This is a genomic window from Psychromonas arctica DSM 14288 (assembly GCF_000482725.1).
GTDB lineage: Bacteria > Pseudomonadota > Gammaproteobacteria > Enterobacterales > Psychromonadaceae > Psychromonas > Psychromonas arctica.
The window spans coordinates 33469-52777 of the sequence record NZ_AXWP01000051.1 but is presented as its reverse complement, the minus strand read 5'-3'; the positions used below and the strand labels follow the sequence as shown (position 1 = coordinate 52777).

Here is a 19309-nt window from a genome sequence, read left to right as displayed (position 1 = left end):
GCTTATACCAGAGTGCAAAGCCGGTATTATCCCAATAAAGTAGTTTGAGTTTGTCACGGCCTTTATTACAAAACACAAATAGTGCCCCACTGAGCACAGGTAATTCAAGCTCAGCTTCCACCAAGGCCGCTAAGCCATTAATCGATTTACGAAAATCGACGGCATCGGCACATAAATAAACGGTGGGCACATCGACAAACATCCTCATACTGCTACCCCTTTAATGATGGCTACGATGTCGGCTGTTGCTAAATCGACTGGCAGGTTAAGTTGACCTGTACGCGTATCAAACTGTATGTTGTTTTGATGAGTTTGAGCGCTGATTTCAGTGGTTTGTTTTACCTGGACAAAGCGTGATGCAGTGGGGCTTGGTGTTTGTGTTGGTAAAGATGTTTTAGGCAAGCCCTCTGTCAATAAAGTACGCTGTTTATAGTAAGTGGTAATAGAGACATTATGGTGTTGGCAGAATTCAACATTAGTACCACTGAAATGGCTACGTTGTTGAAAGAGTTGTTGCCACTGTGCGCTTGTTCTGTAAGTTTCCATTATCTGCTCCGAATTTATTATTGAGCAGATATTTTTAAACAATCAGAAAATCGATACTAGGTGTGCTTCGCTAGACGCTTACTTTTAATGGCTATGAATCAATTGTAGATGCTGTTTGTGATGCGTGGAATGACTTTGTTAGTGATAGTCAAAGAGTCATAAAAATGTGTACTAGAGATTGGATGAGTCTGACCAACTAATTATGCGGAATGGTATTATCTAACCTGAGTTCGGCTTAATGATGAATTTTAAAAAGCTGTATTGGCAATGCTTTTCATTTGCTAACTTAAGTTTTGATTTCTTATTTTTTAAATAATATGCATTCAATCCAGACATTACATCAAGCGTTTAACTTAATAGAGAGTCGAAATAATACGTTTAATTTCCGCCCTCAATTGTTTTAATTGCATTCAATCTTAGTTCTTCATTAAGTTGTTTTTCTACGTAGCCCGGTGAATGTGTATTACCGGAGATTAAGCGGTACATAGCAGGAATAACAAACAAGGTCACCAAGGTAGCAAATGCCATTCCAAAAAATACCACCGTCCCCACCGCAATTCGACTCTCGGAGCCTGCACCAGAAGATATAACAAGTGGAATAGAACCCGCCAGCGTAGTGAATGCAGTCATTAAAATAGGACGTAAACGACGTGCAGAGGCATCAATGATAGCAACGTCTAGCGTTGCACCTCTATCACGTAATTGGTTAGCGAACTCAACAATCAAAATACCATTTTTTGTTACCATACCAATTAGCATGATCATACCAATTTGACTGTAGATATTTAATCCCTGACTCATGACAACCATACCAATAAAGCCCCCCAATACCCCCATCGGCACCGTTAATATTACCACTAAGGGATTGATAAAACTTTCAAATTGAGCTGCTAGCACTAAATAGGCGACCAATAGAGCAAGTGCAAATACAATCAACACGCTACTGCGGTTTTCTTTGTATTCTTTTGACTCACCATTATACGATACTGAAATATCACTTGGCAGCAACTCTATTGCTTTTGCGTCGAGGTAATCTAATACTTGCCCCAAAGATTTCCCTTCCGCCGCACTGCCCCCTAAGGTAATTGATTTTTGTTTATTGTAATGAGACAAACGGTTGGCGGAAGCCACCTCTTCGATATCAGCAATAGTATCTAAAGTGATCAATTCACCGCGATTTGTGCGCATATAAATCTGACTCAAATCACTGACATTATTGAAGCTATTTTCATCACCGCGTAAATAAACATCATACTCTTCACCACGGTCGATATAAGTGGTTTCACTACGACCTCCGAGCATCACTTCTAAGGTTTGTGAAAGCTCATCCAAACTGACACCTAATTCCGCCGCTCTTTGTTTGTCTAAGGTCACCACTAATTCAGGTGTTTTTTCTGAGTAATCTAAATCGCCATTGATGAGTATGCCATCCGCTTCAGCATGTTGTCTTAATAGTTCTGCATATTTGGCTAGCTCAGGGTAATCGGAGCCTCCAAGTACAAACTCAACTTGGTCACCAGATCCCCCTCTGAAACCTGGGAGTAATGGACGCACTTTAATATCAGGTAAGTTTTTTAATGCTTTATTAACCAAACCAAGGGCTTGATTAGCCGTTACACTTCGCTCATTCCAATCTTCTAAAATCATAATAACGAAACCGGTTTGATCACCTGCGTTACCACCAAATGCTGGCGCTTGTGTACTAAAAGACTTAATCACACCTTGGCCAAGTAATGGCATCAGACGTGCTTGTACTAGATCCATATTAGCTGACATGCGGTTAAAACTAGTACCTTCGGCTCCTTTCACAAAAGCAAAGATCACCCCTCTATCTTCTTTAGGTGCTAGTTGTGAAGGGATTTGTTGCATTAAAGAATAACTCCCCGCGATACAAGCTAAAATAATTAAAGGAGCTGCTAAACGTAATTTCATTGCATACACTAAACCACCACGATAAACACTTTCTAGTCGAGAAAATTGTTTATCCACCCAGCGGTTGAATCTATTTTGTTGTTGATGTTCCTTTAACATTTTACTCGCTAATACAGGCGTTAATGTTAAAGCGATAAAAGATGAAAAAATTACTGCCATGGCGAGTAAAACTGAAAACTCAGTAAATAAAAGTCCCACCATGCCGTCCATAAAAGAAATGGGTAAAAATACCATCACTAACACCATAGTCGTTGCGATAACCGCAAAACCAACTTCTCTAGCTCCCTTATAGGCAGCCATCAATGGTTTTTCCCCCTGCTCAAGGTGGTGGAAAATGTTTTCAACCACCACTATCGCATCATCAACCACCAGCCCTATCGATAAAATTAGCGCCATTAAGGTAATTAAATTGATAGAAAATCCAAAATAATAGGCAGCAATAAAAGCGGAAATTAACGAAACCGGTACAGTAATGGCAGGGATGATGGTCGCCCTTGCTTGACCAATAAAAATATACAAGACCAATATCACCAGTCCACCGGTGATCATTAAGGTGTTATAAACTTCTTCAATAGAACGCTCGATAAAAACAGTTGAATCATAATCTACTAGCAGAGTCGTATTTTCAGGTAAAAACTGTTGAATATTATCTACTTCTTTGCGTACAGCAGCAGCAACTTGTAATGGATTAGCATCGGATTGTGCAACTATGCCTAAGCTTAAATTAACCACTCCATTACTTTTGAATGCAGAGTTTTCATTTTCAGCCCCCACATAAACTTTTGCGACATCTTTTAGATAAATAGGAGTCCCATCATTGGCAGTACGTACCACTAGATAATCAAAGTCTTGAGGTTCAGCATATAAGCGCGCTGTTCTAACTGACATTACCGTGGTGTCATTACGTACTTCACCTCCTGGGTTTTCAACATTTTCAGTTTGTAATGCATTAACAATATCACTTGTGGTCACAGACCGGCCAGCCATCATGTCTGGATATAACTTCACATACATGACCTTGTACAAGCCACCCGATAAATCCACTGAACTCACACCGCTGATCAAACTAAATCGATCTACCAAAATACGATCTGCATAATCGGTAAGCTGAGTCCTATCCATGGTTGTCGAGTTGAGATTAATATAAAGGGAAGGCTCACCTGAACCGTTGTTTTTAGAAACAATAGGCTCATCGGCTTCATCGGGTAAACTACGTTCTGCTTTAGCTACTGCATCACGAATATCGCTAACGCCTTCGGTTAAGTCCCAACCTAAATCAAATGTCACCGTGATACGTGACATACCATTTCGAGTGACTGACTCAATGTCATCAATACCGCTAATACCTGTGATTTGATCTTCAATAACAGCAGTAACCTGACTCTCCATGATGGTTGCACTTGCTCCTTCATAACGAGTCATGACTGATACAACCGGGCTTTCTATATCCGGCATTTCACGAACAGATAGCTTATTAAAAGAAACTGCACCAAATACACACAGCAATAAGCTTAATACTATTGCCATTACCGGCCGTTTTACCGACACATCTGATAGCCACATTATTTACGGTCCTTGTCAGTCTTTGCTTTCGCATTAACATCTGCTGCTGAACCTTCTTTACCTAAATCATTGATGACTAGACCATCACGCATATTCACCAAACCTTGCACGACAATACGCTCTCCAATTTCCAGACCAGATTCAATTAAAGCTTGGTCACCGATACGCGCACCGAGGGTCACCTCTCTACGCTGTACTTTATTATCACCATCAATCACATACACAAAGCGTTTAGTACCTGAGTACTCCAGCGATTGCACTTCAATAATAGGCTCATTAACAGCGGCAAACACAAGTTGAGACTTCATCATCATACCGGGCTTTAATTGTTGGTTTTTATTATCGAAAAGCAAACGAACACGTAGGTTCAAGGTGTCAGGATTGATACGCGAATCAACAGCGGCTACTTTACCTATAAACGAAGTATCTGACCACGCACGGCTAATAGCTGAAACATCCATGCCAATTTCGACCATAGATAAATAACGCTCAGGGACAGGTAAATCTAAAGTCATTTCAGAGAGGTCATCTAAGGTCAGTAGCGTTTCTCCTATGGTCACGGTTTTACCTTCACTAAAGTCCAGTAAACCGATGGTGCCAGCGAATGGAGCAACAAGGCGGTGGTTATCAACAAAAACTTGTGCAGCGAGTAAACGAGCTTTAGCAATTGCAACTACCGAGGCTTGTCCATCAAATTCTGTTTGTGTGACGGCCTGCTTTTTTATTAAACGCTGAAAATCTTTTAGCTTCCTTTGTTCATCTTGTAAATAAGCGCTAGCTTCAGCCAATAAAGCTTTTGCTTTAGCGTCATCTAACTGAATAAGTAGTTGCCCTTTTTTTACTGTTTGGTTTGCTTGAACTGCTATCCGCGTGACTTTGGCAGTCACTTCTGAGGCAATGCTAACAAATTGTTCGGCTTGTAACTTACCGATCAGGGTTAAGGATTGAGCAACTTCATGCATCGCAACCACATCACTATGAACAGGTACAGCGGGTGCTGGACCACGAGCAGAAGCTAAACTGCTAACGACACTCAATAATAGCCCCGCAAAAATAAAAACCTTCTTTGATTTATTCATTATTTGATCTTCTAGTAGATATGGTTCGAGTAACAAGAAAAAGACAATAGCATTCAACTATTGCTTCTATCATAAAGTAAAAAAAGGCAAAGATTGTGAAGAAAATGTGGAGATATGCTAAAAAAGAGAGAAAAAAAATACGCTAAATGCTTAAAAAGCATGAAAATAAAAATAATTTGTCGCAAAAATCAAATTAACTCACAGTAAGTAAGATTCAAGCATGGCTATAATATAAACAATTATCTTTATCGACAATACTAACAAAACAAGTCATTAGGAGTAGTAGTTTATGATTACTGTATTATTTCGTTGGGAAATAAATCCAGCACATGAAAAAGTATTTAAAGAAGGTTGGACAGAATTAGTACAACGAAATATTGAAAAATACGGTGCTTTAGGCTCTCGTTTACATAAAACTAAAGATAATCAATGGGTTTCTTACAGTCAGTGGGTAAGTGAAGAGCATTATTTAAAAGCACAAGGGTTAGAAGATAAACACGAAGGTGCACGAGTTAAAATGCTAACCGCAATCATCAGCTCAGCTCAACCATTAGTATTAGTGCCTGTTTTGGATCATTTAATCGGTACAAAGATTTAAAAAATGATGAATTGTAACGAATATAAGGCAAAGCATTAATCTAAAAAACAAGCAAATACAGCGTTTTACCTCACCCTTATAAACCACCGTAATTGCTTGTTTTTAAAAAGTTTATTTGATATTAAATAACAGTTAATACTTTTTCCATTGTCAGTCTTGATTTAGCCAATTTGGCATTATAGTCTTCGGATGGATGATGGTAACCGATTGCCAATGCAACATCACACTCATATCCCCCTAGCTCATCAGCAAAAATTTCACCTATTAGTTGACTATCGATACCTTCCATCGGTGTTGAATCTACTTTTAAGCGCGCTAAAGTGTGCATTGCATTGCCTAACGCAATATAAGTTTGAGATTTAGTCCAACTTGCATTACGACCTTGCTCGTCAGTGTTCATATCAGCGAAAGCATAACCACCGAATGCTTTTTCTTTGTCTTCTAATTTAGTGCGATTATCTACAATGCCTTGGTCCACTACTTTTTCATAATCAGCACGCGTATAAGCAGGGTTATGTGCAAATAAAATAATATGTGAACAAGCAAAAACATGCGGTTGATTAAACTGAAATTTATTAGCAAAAGTATCAAACATTCTTTGCTTAGCTGTATCACTTTCAATCACAATGAATTTCCAAGGTTGTGAGTTGATTGATGAAGGAGAAAGACGCAATGCTTGATATAAAATATCTAAATCTTGTTGTGCAACCTTTTCACTTGGGTCGTATTTTTTAGCTGTATAGCGTTTTTCTAAATCATTAATAATTTGTTCATGTGTTGTCATTGTTTGAGTCTCATTTGTTAGGTTGTTAATGTAGATGCTTTCGCCCCATTTTAAATAGCGATTAATTGCATAGACATTGTTAATTGCGAATAAACACATTGTACACTTGATTTTTTTATTTGATAATCATTGATAAATTTGAATAACTTGATAATTATTTTTGAATATGTATCACTTAAATGATCTTAAATTAGCAATTAGAATTACCGACTTGCAAAATATTTCTGCAGCCAGTCGTGAACTCAACTTAACACCAGCCGTAGCAAGTGCTGCATTAAAGCGCTTAGAACAAAGGCTAAACTGCCAGTTATTTGTTCGCTCGACACGAAATATGCAGTTAACCGAAGAAGGTCAGTTGTTTATTGAAAGTAGTCGCGAAGCGATAAAAATATTAGAGTTAGCAAGTAACACCTTAAACAACAATAATGATCAATTAAGTGGTGACTTAGGGTTAAGTATGCCCTCTGATTTAGGCAGAAATATTGTCGGGGCTTGGTTAGATGAATTTTTAACTGCGACTCCCTGTTTAACGTTGACCTTACACCTAAGCGATCACATGAGTGATTTAATGGACCAGAAAATACGTTATGGGCATTTAGCAGACTCAGCACTTAAACGTCGTTATTTAACATCATCACCACGTTATGTGGTTACTTCTCCTGATTATATCAACGCATTTGGTCAACCTAATAGTCCTGCCGAACTGCAACAACATAAATTATTAAATTGGAATTTAGGTAATAAAAATCACCAACAATGGACCTTTAATAAGGATAACCAGCGTATACAAGTGCCAATTTCACCGATTAAAACCACCAATGATGGTGCACTACTAAGAGAGTGGGCTATTGCAGGGCATGGTATTGCTTATAAAAGTTGGATTGATATTGCAAAAGACGCCGAACAAGGTCGTCTCAAAGTTTTATTAACCGACTATTTAACAGAAGATATTCCTTTGCAGTTAGTCTACTTGCAAACAGATTATCCTAGAAAGCAATTACGCATGGTGATTGACTTTTTACAACACAAATTCAGTGAATTCAGCAAACGCTACCCTCCTCCTTAAGCAATGATAATAATCGAGCCTGTACGTTATGGGGAAAATATTGGGTACTTGTATCACTCTATCTATTTTTGCATTCCACTCAAGCTAGCACAACTTTCGATCATAAAATTGAAAACAGAGAAGCCCCCTATGTTCAACAATGTGAGCTGAGTGAAATTATTGGGATGCATACAGAATAGAAAATTAACTAATGAGTACTTCCCTGATAGGGTAACTCGCCACTGTGAACGACAAGTTAATGTTTTTCATGTACAGTTTGTAAAGACGTCCTTAAATGAGCATAATTAAATGTCAAATGATATTAAAAGCACACAAGTAGAATTCGAAAAAATAACCCTCACACTCAATGCCATGCAATTCGCACAATTAACGGCATTCTCTTTAGGTTTGCCACAACTCTATTTTTGCCGTGAATACTTAGCGTTAGATGAAGAAACGGCCATTAATCACTGTAAACAGCGTATTCTGAATTTAATCGCCAATAAAGAAATTTCAATGCAACAGTTAACGCACCTATTAACTGAAAAAGACTATTTTGACGCCGATGAAGCGCGCCTTCGTTTGGGGCCAGAGTTAGTATCTTAAATAACAACTTTAATAGCTTTGACTTCTCAATCAGTTTCAACAAAGCAATCATTAAGTTTCGACAATGAGGTAAGTAAATGTCCCTTTTTACGAGCCTCACCAATCCTCAGGAAATAGATATTATAAACCAGTCATTTAGCTCACTAAATAGTAATTTTACATCCGTAAAAACATGTTGAATGAGAAACGTCAAATAAAATTGGCTGGCTATAAGACAACTCCCCCCTCACTTTATCTGCACTAAAATAAAGCAATCGCCCCAAATTGGAGCGAAAAACGATTAAGTCATACAATAAAACTAACTAAAAATAGCTTTAATATAAAACATGACTAACAAAATAAATGTAACCATATGTTTTAAATAACAAAAAAATTAAATACCTCATAATGAGTAATTGGTATTTAATTTGCTTATCCTGTTAATAAAATCGTATTAAGGGATATAAAATGGATCTAACCGCTAAAGAAAAACATTGGTTACCGTGGCTTGGCGCAACTGGCAAACTAGCATTAGGCAAAGCTTGTTGGTTGAATAAAAATCGTAAAAAAATACTCGCACAAACCTTTACTAGCACTGCTGAAACACGAGTACACATTTTAACATCATGGATTAGCACACAATGGAATTTCCTCAATGATGGCGCTTTATACATCTCCTCTCAACCTCAAACACAATGGAAAACATCGTTACAAAGCTTATTAACACGAAACAATGATATTTCAGAGTTGTTTATCATGATGGCTGACGGGCAAGTTGTAGCGTCCACTTATCATCACCCTATACAACATAAAGTAGATCAAACAATACTTACAAAAGGGCTACAGGCTCCCTTTCTTCACGGCCCTTATTTAGACCCACAAACACAGTTGATTGGGCCTTCAAGCTCTAACTTTCATGATGCAGTTACATTAATGTTTTACCAACCTATTTTAAAAAACGATCAAATCATAGGCTGTTTATGCGGACGAGTACCTAATGATGTGATGGGGGACCTTATTCAACGCGAAGCGGGTCACATTTACAGTGAATCCGGTGATAATTATATTTTCATGGTTAAATCGAACCAGGATCCTGCCATTAGCACCGGTACTGCACTTTCTCGCTCACGCTTTGAAGATAATGCTTTTTCTCATGGTGAAAACCTCAAATCAGGAGTGCACACGCAGTGGGGAACAGTAAAAATACAACAACATACGGAGTTTGAAATACGTTTTACCGATCCTGCCACCCAACAATTACATCCTGGCGTCAGAGAAACGATTAAACACGGAGAAAATTTATATGTTGATTATCCAGGTTATTCTGACTACCGACATATTCCAGTGATTGGCAAAGGGGTAACCTTTCAATTACCCGGTTCGCCTGATATATGGGGCATGATGTGTGAAGCAGACTTAGAAGAAGTTTATCGTCACCGTTCACTCACTTATACTTTGGGGAAAAAGCTATTACTAAGCATGACGCTGCCCTTTCTTACTGCCGTCGCCCTCTCTTATTTTATGACTTTAAATACATTACAGAATAATATTTTAATTGTAATTGCATTAATAATAGGCCTTGCCAGCTTTTGTAGTTTTGCATTAAAACCGATCACATCGCGTTTAAAACATATGGTCGGCGTTTTACAAATGCTTGCAGAAGGTGATGCAAACCTAAATCAACGCTTTGACACCTCCAAATTTAGTGCCGATGAGTCTGGAGATATGGGGCGCTGGATAAACAGCTTTATCGATCGCTTAGATAATATGTTAGGTGAAATGATCCACGCTTCTGGTGAAGTCAATACGGTCAGTGAATCGATGTTACAGCACAGTATTAATGTCGATGGAGCAAGTAAAACCACCACAGTATCTATTGACTCGATGTTACAACTATCGAGCGAACAGCAAGGTGAAATAGCCAGTGCAACGGCTTCCGCACAAGCAATGAACGAATTGATGTTAGATGTTGTTAGTAAAACGCAGCAGGAATATACACAAGCGGTGAATAACACCGCTCAAATTAAAGATATCGTATTAGCCTCAGCTAAAAGCGTTAATGATGTAAACGGCCAGATGAAAGAAATAGAAGCGATAGTTACTTTAATTACAGGAATAACCGAACAAACCAACCTGCTGGCATTAAATGCAGCAATTGAAGCCGCTAGAGCCGGCGAACATGGAAGAGGTTTCTCTGTCGTAGCCGATGAAGTTCGTAACCTTGCCACTAGAACATCAGAAGCAGCAAAGCATATCGGCAATATTATGTCGAAATTAAGTAGTGAGTCAGAAATGGCCGTTAAGTATATGCAGCAAGGGGTAACAAATGTTGATCAAAACAGTTTAGCCTTAGATTCCGGAGAAAGAAGCTTAAAATTACAAAGCGCAGTCGAGGCAATGTTCAATACCATGAATCAAATTGCCAGTAACAGTGAGCTACATGGAGTAACAGCGCAACAAGCCCAAACCACAACCATAGAAATGGAAACTTCTTCACAGCAATTAATTCATCAAACCACATTGGTTCAAAATGCAGTGTTACGACTCAACAAATTGGTTGAGCGCTTTGAAGTATCTAAACGTGCAGCATAAGCTTTATCGATAATGACGACTTAACCTAACTTCAACATAATCAATATTAGTATTGAAGTTAGGTAGTTGAAGTTAAATAATTGAAGGTAAATAGTTTAATAGTTAAATACTCGATGCCTACCTTACTCTCCTTCTTAAATTGATATTACTCGAGAATCCTCTCACTCTGGTTCCTTTTTATAATCAGCAGTATTTTTAAATAGCCAAATAAAACAGCTGAAAATCAAGCAATACCGAGCGTTTACTTGACCTGCGTTATCTCGCTCACATTATTAGTTTAATTGCGCCTAAATTCTGCTAAAATCTGGCGCTGAATTCGTTGGAGAATAATTTATGAAAGACAATAGCCAAACTAAAGTGATCGTCGGTATTTCCGGTGGTGTTGATTCCTCAGTATCTGCTTATTTATTACAGCAGCAAGGCTATCAAGTAGAAGGCTTATTCATGAAGAACTGGGAAGAGGATGATACCGATGAGTATTGTTCAGCCGCTCAGGATCTGCAAGATGCACAAGCGGTCTGTGATAAGTTGGGTATTAAATTACATACTATCAACTTTGCAGCTGAATATTGGGATAACGTATTTGAGCATTTTTTAGAAGAATACAAAGCCGGACGTACCCCAAATCCAGACATCATGTGTAATAAAGAAATTAAATTTAAAGCCTTTTTAGAGTTTGCTGCTGAAGATTTAGGCGCTGACTTTATTGCCACTGGTCATTATTGTCGACGTCGAGATGTAGATGGCCAAGCACAACTGCTACGCGGTATAGATAACAACAAAGATCAAAGCTACTTTTTATACGCAGTGGGTGGCGAGCAAATCGCAAAAACCTTATTCCCAGTTGGTGAATTAGAAAAACCAGAAGTGCGTCGTATTGCAGAAGAGCAAGATTTGGTAACCCATAACAAAAAAGACAGTACTGGCATTTGTTTTATCGGTGAGCGTAAATTCACTGATTTTCTACAAACCTATTTACCTGCACAGCCCGGCGATATTGTGACTCCTGATAATGAAGTCATCGGTCAACATCAAGGCCTGATGTACCACACTTTAGGGCAACGTAAAGGTCTTGGTATTGGCGGCTTACAAAATTCCAATGAGAACCCATGGTATGTAGTGGGCAAAGATATGGAAAATAATCGTTTATTAGTGGCACAAGGTGCTGATCACCCAGCTCTGTTTTCCTATGGTTTGATTGCTAAAAAATGTGATTGGGTTGATAGAACGCCTAAAAAAGAAAGTTTCAGATGTACAGTAAAAACGCGTTATCGCCAAACTGATATTCCATGCACAGTCAATCCAATAGATGATGATACCTTAGAGGTTATTTTCGACCAACCTCAAGCAGCCGTAACACCAGGGCAATCAGCCGTATTTTATCTTGATGAAGTGTGTTTAGGTGGTGCGATTATCGACCAACATTTACAAAAGTAACGTTATCTCAGTTGCAAGCATTAACCGATTAATATTTTTTGGTTAATGCAAACTTTTTAAAAAGAGATGCAACGGAGTATTCGACAATAACGTACTAAAAGTCGATAGTATTTTGTTCAACAGTTATTCAAATTAGAAGTGTATTCATTATGTCATTCCATACGTTAGAATCTCGAAGCATTGCTTTTGCAGCAATGTGCCAAGCTGCCTACCTAGTTGATAAAATAGCGAACAAAGGTATGTGTCCTGATGCAGTCGCATTTAATGCTTCTTTACGCTCAATTATGCGCACTGATAGTGCAGCACCTTTAGATATTTTTGGTGGGCATGACGCACTAAAATTAGGTTATAAAACAGTCATTGCACAACTCGATAATGCTGATGGTAGCCGTAATATGCAAATCACCAAATATGTAGCAGGATTAATGGCGTTAGAACGAAAACTATCGGCAAACCCAGGGTCTTTAAACTTGCTCGGCGAACGTATTAATCAAGTTAATCGCCAATTAGCACACTTTGAAATTGATGACAGCAGCGTATTAAGCAACTTAGATTCTATCTATAAAGATCTGATCAGTAATTTGGGTCCTAAAATCCAAGTGAACGGTAACCCTGCTTACTTGCAAAAAGAACATACGCAGCATAAAATCCGCGCTTTATTGCTAGCCGGTGTTCGCGCGACCGTATTATGGCGTCAAATTGGCGGTAAACGTCGTCAATTATTATTATCGCGTAAAGCCTTAGTACATCAAACAAAGCAAAATTTACTACGAACTTAAAACACTAATTGACGTTTCCTAACCGGGGAACAAAGCAACTATTTAAACAACCTACATATCATTAGGAGCAACAAATGGAACTTTCAGGACTAACAGCTGTATCACCAGTTGACGGCCGTTACGGTAGCAAAACTGCAATTTTACGCGATATCTTTAGTGAATTTGGTTTAATCAAATTTCGCGTACAAGTTGAAGTGCGTTGGTTACAAAAACTAGCACAAACAGATGGTATCGCTGAAGTTCCAGCTTTCTCTGCTGAAGCAAATGCTCACCTTGATGCAATTGTTGCAAACTTCTGTGAAGCAGATGCACAACGAGTAAAAGACATCGAAGCAACAACCAACCACGATGTAAAAGCAGTTGAATACTTCCTTAAAGAAAAAGTAGCAGATAATGCAGAGTTAAACGCAGTCTCTGAATTTATTCACTTTGCATGTACTTCAGAGGACATCAATAACTTGTCTCATGCATTAATGCTTTCTACTGCTAAGAAAGACGTTATTTTGCCTTACTGTAATCGTGTTGTTGATGCGATTAAAGAAAAAGCAATTGAATACAAAGCAATGCCAATGATGTCTCGTACACATGGTCAGCCAGCCTCGCCTACTACACTAGGTAAAGAAATGGCTAACGTTGTGGCACGTTTACAACGTCAAGTTAAACAAATTGAAGCAACTGAGCAACTAGGTAAAACTAACGGTGCTGTTGGTAACTACAACGCTCACATTAGTGCTTACCCAGAAGTTAACTGGCAGGGTTTTGCGGAAGAGTTTGTAACAAGTTTAGGGGTTACCTTTAACCCGTTCACTACACAAATTGAACCACATGATTATATCGCAGAATTATTTGATGCGATTGCTCGTTTCAATACCATTCTTTTAGACTTTGACCGTGACGTATGGGGTTACATCTGCCTTGGTCACTTCAAACAAAAAACGATTGCGGGTGAAATCGGCTCTTCAACTATGCCACATAAAGTAAACCCAATTGATTTTGAAAACTCTGAAGGTAACTTAGGCCTAGCTAACGCTATCTTTGATCATCTTGCGGCGAAACTACCTGTTTCTCGCTGGCAGCGCGACCTAACGGACTCAACGGTACTTCGTAACTTAGGTGTTGCAATCGGCTATTCTGTTATCGCTTACGAAGCCAGCTTAAAAGGCATTAGCAAGCTTGAAGCCAACGAAGCAAACATGCTAAAAGATTTGGATGCAAACTGGGAAGTATTAGCAGAGCCAATACAAACTGTGATGCGTCGTTATGCTATCGAAAAACCATACGAGAAACTAAAAGAACTAACGCGCGGTAAACGTGTAGACGGCCCAGGTATGAGCCAATTTATTGATACTCTTGAATTACCAGAAGCCGTAAAAACAGAGCTTAAAGCTATGACGCCTGCTTCATACATTGGTCAAGCGATTGAATTAGTAGATAAAATGGCATAATAAATAGGTAACTTATACCTATTTTACAAAAGTCGCCTTAGAGTTTAATGCCAGTCACTTCAGCAATGACTGGCATTCTTTAACTCCAGCCCTCACTATTTTAAAGACACCTTCTTCCTCCGCATACCTCTAATACTTTTAGTTTTTTTAGTACAAATGCATCCGCCGTGTAAAATAATACCGATTACATTAAATAAGTGATCAAAATTTTGCGTAGGAAAAGTAACTTAGTACAAGGCGTAAATTGAACTAAATTGTTGTTTCCTTTACGGAAGTTACAACGAAGAAGTAAATTATTTTAAAAAGTACAATAGATCAGTTAATTAGTGTGATTGGTATTACAATATCCTCTGACACATTCATAAACTTTTTTCAGATAAACTATTAATCACAAACCTATTACGCCCGGTATTTTTTGCTTGATAAAGCCCATTGTCAGCGACTTTTAGAATATCATTAACAGAAACTTTGAAGTCTACAACATCACTCGGCTTAACAGAGGCAGCTCCCATACTGATCGTAATATGTTCACTAATTGGAGAACAAGGATGATTTCGGCTCAGATTTTTCATCGCGCTCATCACATCGTTTAATTTTTTATTCAAGTCAGCATCAGACATACTACTAAATATTAGAGTAAATTCTTCTCCGCCATAACGAGCACAAATATCACCAGAGCGTTTGCATTCATCATTTAATACCCTAGCAACTTCATTAAGTGCAAGGTCTCCCTCTAAATGCCCTTCTGAATCATTATAACTTTTAAAATAATCAATATCGGCCATTACAAGAGTAAACCCAATATTCTCTCGAATAAGTAAGTCACAATGCAGTTCAATTTCTTTCATTAAACCACGTTTATTCATTATTCCAGTGAGTGGATCTGTGATAGTTTGCATCGCTAAAATTTCATTTTGTCGCTGAACAGTCGCTATAAGTTGATTGATATTTTTAGCGACTATTACAAGTTCTCTCACAGAGTGTTTTTCATCAAGTGGGGCAAATGCATCACAGCTATTCTGTTTTTTTATATCTAATGCAAATCCCTTTACAGGCTTAATAATGAAATTGGATATGAGAACATGCATAATATAAATAAATATACTCATTAAGAAAATAAAGATAAGACTTTGCGCGTTGATCAACTTTGGAAGAATACCTTCTGAATATTGCAAACGAAGTACCGTAACAAGTCCTTCATTTTCATCATAAAGACCAATATCAGTATATTGTTTAACTTCTTGCAAATGCTTTTGATACTTCCAGTCATCAGGCTCCATAATATATGTATCAACTTCATTGTTCAGAAACTTGACATTTACCTGTGTGTTTTTTGACATGTTTTCAACAAAGTACTGCTCTAGTAAATAGATAATGATCAAATAACCACGATTTTCGCCATTCATACTAGTATCCCTAATTTGAGTAGCACTATACATCGCAGGTCCATAGATTGTATTAATAAAACCATTTTTAAACGGTACTTCATTTTTAATTGTGGGAGCAGGTAGGATTTTTAAGTTGCCTGGGTTTTTCTTAAAGTCATAGAATGAAAATGTCAGATCAGTTAGTTTTGTATGGTGAAATCCTTTGGTATAAACAGGTCTAAAATACTCATCTAGATAAAAAAAACCATCTACTTTTAGGCTTGTAAATGTATTCTCAAGAAAATTTTCTTCTAAATATTCGTTGTCTTTTGTGAGCATAAAATCATATGATGATGTCCATACTGCGTAATCATAATTAGTACGGGAAAGAATATCTAGTGAACTACCTATACTAGAGGTTAATGTACTCAACTCTCTTTCTGATAGTTTAACCATACTCGCCTCGAGCTTTGGCAACTCAACAAAATATCGATAACTAAATACTGCACTCATGAATAAAATAAACAAAAGTGCGAGTATACGAAGCTGCAATTGATTAAAGGTAATATTTTTCATATTTTTCAGTATTATCTCAAATGTAAAATTAACACAGCAAATTGACTCCTGAATGCCAATACTCACCAAACGATGAAAATTAAATGCCCATGACACTATTAAGATGAAGCCCTTAATTTTTGAAGTATTAATTAACTCGATAATGAGCCATCTCAATCAAGAATGTTAACTTTACAAATTAACCTGAATTTCATCAAAAAACCTCACCCTACTGGGTATTCAATATTGACAGTATAGTGTAGATTAAATATTGATCTTTGCCGTTTTTTCACTTTAAAAAATGAAAAATGTAATTTAATAGAGAATATTATTTATTATTAAAAATAGATGATATAAATAACACCGATTTAAAGTTACTTTTCCAAAAACTCGCTTATCAGATCTTGAATAATACAACTGAAATGATCAATATTTCTATTCGCAAGATAAGTTAGGTATCGGTGTATTTAAAAGCCCCTGCTAGCGGTTGTTACTGACCGGGATCAAACTTTTGAGCTGTCTTTTTTGTTTCCACTTAACCACATTAAAAATGGTTGTAAGCCACTATAACAAGCGATACCAAAGGAACACACAAGGATAGAGATAAACATTTGTAACGTCATCAACTGTTCTAAGAAAATCATCGCTAATATTACTGAAACAATCGGAACTAAAGCCATAATCGTTGCAGCTGATACCGCACCCAATTTATTAATAGAGTAAGTCATGCAAAATAACGCAATGATACTCACCACTATTCCCTGGTAAATACCTTGAAGTACAATTTCATCAAATGGTGCACTGCTGATATTACTGGGTAAAAAATACCAAATAGGCGTAAAGAATAAAGCATTAATCAATGGCACTGCAATCATAACGGTCTTTAAGTTCAAGCCCCATACCCTCATAGAAACAGAATAAAAGGCAATCGCAAAGGCCGCTATCAACAACCATAATAATGCACTGACTGTGGCACCTCCGGTACTGGTAAATAAAAGTATATTGGCTACTAAAATAAGAAAAACACCCACATATTGCGCATTATTCAAGCGCACTTTTTTCCATACAAAAACAATCGCGGCACACATGATAGGCAATGAGCCATTAATAATCACCCCGGTATTAGCAGCATCAGACATCAGCAATCCAATCAAACTAGCGCACACATAAAATGTTCCGCAGCATAAACTACAAATGATGATCTGTGGTGTAAACAAAGCTTTAATCGAAGTTTTACTTAATAGGGCATAAACCAACACAACCACACCAGCAGTGACAAAGCGAACTCCTGTTACATCCCAAACCGTTAATGCACGAGAAAGTCCCCACTTTGAAATAATGATCCAACCAGACCAAATCATCACCATCATCAAGCCAGCAAGTAATCCAGTGATTTTGTCAAACTTAATCGTGCTATCCATGAGACTTCCTTGCTAGATTTAACTAAGAGAATGTGATTTAACTAACAAATACGCTGTTAATGATTTATGAGGAAAATGAGCCATCATAAATCGGCCGATCACATTACTAAGCTATTAGCCTTAAAGCAATCTAATTTACTCCCTCTTACAAAGTATAATTTGTATCACTATCGTGCATACAAGTGACCTGTTACACTTCAGATTATTTGAATCTCAAAGGCAGTCCCCTATGTTTGAACTTAATTTTGAAATTAACCAGTTTTTAGATGACAACTGGCAACAAAAACCAACCTTTATCAAACAAGGTTTTGTGGATTTTCAAGATCCTATTGCACCTGATGAATTAGCTGGTTTAGCAATGGAAGAAGACTTAGAAAGCCGCTTGGTATACCTTGAAAACGAACAATGGCAAGCAGAATGTGGACCTTTTAAAACCTTTGAACGCTTAGAAGAAGAAGGGGCTACGTTATTAGTACAAGCCGTGGATCATTGGCACCCAGATGCACAGCAGTTAGTACGACCATTTCGCTTTTTACCAAACTGGCGTATTGATGATTTAATGATTAGCTATTCAACGCCTAAAGGTGGCGTAGGGCCACATATAGACAACTACGATGTGTTTATTATCCAAGGCCAAGGAAAACGTCATTGGCGTGTTGGAGCACGTCAACCATTACCTGAATTTGCAGCACACGGTGCATTAAAACATTGCGGCCCTTTTGAAGCCGCTATTGATGTTGAAATGGAACCGGGCGATATACTTTATATTCCAAGTGGTTGCCCACATGAAGGTTATGCAATTGAACCTTCACTTAATTATAGTGTTGGTTTCCGTGCGCCGGATCAAAATGACTTACTCAGTAGCTTTACTGATTATAATATTGATAATTACGAAAATGCCTTACGTTATACTGATATTCCAATGCAAGTACGTGAAAACCCTGGTTGCATCGAACAAGCGGAGCTAGAGAAACTGCATCAAGTAATGTTAGAAAACTGCCAAACACCGGAGCATTTAATGCCATGGTTTGGGCGAATGATCAGTGAAGCAAAACATGAATTAGATATCGCAATACCTGAATACCCGCTTGAAAATGAAGATATTATTGAATTTTTAGAAGATGGCGCGATATTTACACGCTTAGGTGGATTACGCGCAGTATATTTCGAGCAAGCGCCTAAACAAGTATTTATCAATGGTGGTGTTTATGACGTTTCGGGGTTTGTTGAACTCGCTCATTACTTATGTGATCAAGATGAAGCAGCCAGTGAGTTAATCATATTATTTAAGGATGAGCCAGAAGCATTAACGCTATTTACCAAACTAGTGAACCTCGGTTATTGGTACGCAGAATAGTTATCTAAGTACTTATAAATAAACAGCTTAGCATTATAAGCTGTTTATTTTGAATACGAACAGCCCTCACACTCAAGCAATATTAACTTTTCATCAATACTTACATACTGAATTGAAATAGTTTATCGAAACTAAACGCAACCCTATGATATGCTTTGTAGTATTACTTTTTATAGTATTTAAACCTTATTCGATTTGATGGGGCTTAAAGCAAATATACTATC

General features: G+C 37.7%; 15 protein-coding genes. 8 read left to right on the top strand and 7 right to left on the bottom strand.

The annotated features are described in order from the left end of the window. The 4 genes from tnpB to H592_RS0108185 form a co-directional block, all read right to left on the bottom strand. Positions 1–208, bottom strand: a 208-nt coding sequence (tnpB, locus tag H592_RS0108200; protein WP_037071307.1) for an IS66 family insertion sequence element accessory protein TnpB, incomplete at its 3' end; no start/stop codon positions are given. Further along, the gene (locus H592_RS0108195; RefSeq protein ID WP_028868346.1) at positions 205–546 is read right to left on the bottom strand and encodes a hypothetical protein; all 342 of its coding nucleotides are present in this window, start codon (positions 544–546) and stop codon (positions 205–207) included. The genes tnpB and H592_RS0108195, both read right to left, overlap by 4 nt. Positions 547–924: 378 nt before the next feature. Then, positions 925–4041, bottom strand: a complete 3117-nt coding sequence (locus tag H592_RS0108190; RefSeq protein ID WP_028868345.1) for a multidrug efflux RND transporter permease subunit — start codon at positions 4039–4041, stop codon at positions 925–927. Then, the gene (locus H592_RS0108185) at positions 4041–5120 is read right to left on the bottom strand and encodes an efflux RND transporter periplasmic adaptor subunit (RefSeq protein WP_051369086.1); all 1080 of its coding nucleotides are present in this window, start codon (positions 5118–5120) and stop codon (positions 4041–4043) included. Before H592_RS0108185 ends, H592_RS0108190 begins: the two co-directional genes overlap by 1 nt. Before the next feature lie 289 nt (positions 5121–5409). Here H592_RS0108185 and H592_RS0108180 point away from each other — a divergent pair, with 289 nt between their 5' ends. Continuing rightward, entirely contained in the window at positions 5410–5718 is a 309-nt protein-coding gene (locus H592_RS0108180) for an antibiotic biosynthesis monooxygenase family protein (RefSeq protein ID WP_028868343.1), read from the top strand. A gap of 121 nt (positions 5719–5839) precedes the next feature. On the opposite strand, the gene H592_RS0108175 is transcribed toward H592_RS0108180, so the two are convergent. Next, the gene (locus tag H592_RS0108175) at positions 5840–6502 is read right to left on the bottom strand and encodes a nitroreductase family protein (protein WP_028868342.1); all 663 of its coding nucleotides are present in this window, start codon (positions 6500–6502) and stop codon (positions 5840–5842) included. Positions 6503–6668: 166 nt separating this feature from the next. Between H592_RS0108175 and H592_RS0108170 the strand changes: the two genes are divergently transcribed. The 6 genes from H592_RS0108170 (at position 6669) to purB (ending at position 14385) form a co-directional block, all read left to right on the top strand. Next, positions 6669–7568, top strand: a complete 900-nt coding sequence (locus H592_RS0108170; RefSeq protein WP_028868341.1) for a LysR family transcriptional regulator — start codon at positions 6669–6671, stop codon at positions 7566–7568. A 288-nt stretch (positions 7569–7856) separates the two neighbouring features. After that, the gene (locus H592_RS0108165) at positions 7857–8153 is read left to right on the top strand and encodes a hypothetical protein (protein ID WP_028868340.1); all 297 of its coding nucleotides are present in this window, start codon (positions 7857–7859) and stop codon (positions 8151–8153) included. A gap of 447 nt (positions 8154–8600) precedes the next feature. Then, positions 8601–10724 (top strand): methyl-accepting chemotaxis protein, encoded by a 2124-nt coding sequence (locus H592_RS0108160; RefSeq protein ID WP_028868339.1) that lies wholly within the window; start codon positions 8601–8603, stop codon positions 10722–10724. A 333-nt stretch (positions 10725–11057) separates the two neighbouring features. Next, a complete protein-coding gene (mnmA, locus tag H592_RS0108155) occupies positions 11058–12161 on the top strand; it encodes a tRNA 2-thiouridine(34) synthase MnmA (protein WP_028868338.1) in 1104 nt (367 codons plus the stop codon). A gap of 149 nt (positions 12162–12310) precedes the next feature. Next, positions 12311–12940, top strand: coding sequence for a high frequency lysogenization protein HflD (gene hflD, locus H592_RS0108150; RefSeq protein WP_028868337.1), 630 nt, complete (start codon positions 12311–12313; stop codon positions 12938–12940). 74 nt (positions 12941–13014) lie between these two features. Beyond that, complete coding sequence (purB, locus tag H592_RS0108145; protein WP_028868336.1) at positions 13015–14385, top strand: adenylosuccinate lyase; 1371 nt, start codon at positions 13015–13017, stop codon at positions 14383–14385. Positions 14386–14744: 359 nt separating this feature from the next. Here the strand turns inward: purB and H592_RS0108140 are convergent, their stop codons facing one another. Together H592_RS0108140 and H592_RS0108135 are read right to left on the bottom strand one after the other, a co-directional pair. Further along, the gene (locus H592_RS0108140) at positions 14745–16328 is read right to left on the bottom strand and encodes a sensor domain-containing diguanylate cyclase (protein WP_037071300.1); all 1584 of its coding nucleotides are present in this window, start codon (positions 16326–16328) and stop codon (positions 14745–14747) included. Positions 16329–16810: 482 nt separating this feature from the next. After that, on the bottom strand, positions 16811–17728 hold the full coding sequence (locus H592_RS0108135; RefSeq protein ID WP_028868334.1) for a DMT family transporter: 918 nt from the start codon (positions 17726–17728) through the stop codon (positions 16811–16813). A gap of 229 nt (positions 17729–17957) precedes the next feature. Here H592_RS0108135 and H592_RS0108130 point away from each other — a divergent pair, with 229 nt between their 5' ends. Then, entirely contained in the window at positions 17958–19085 is a 1128-nt protein-coding gene (locus H592_RS0108130; protein WP_028868333.1) for a ribosomal protein uL16 3-hydroxylase, read from the top strand. Positions 19086–19309: the final 224 nt, after the last annotated feature.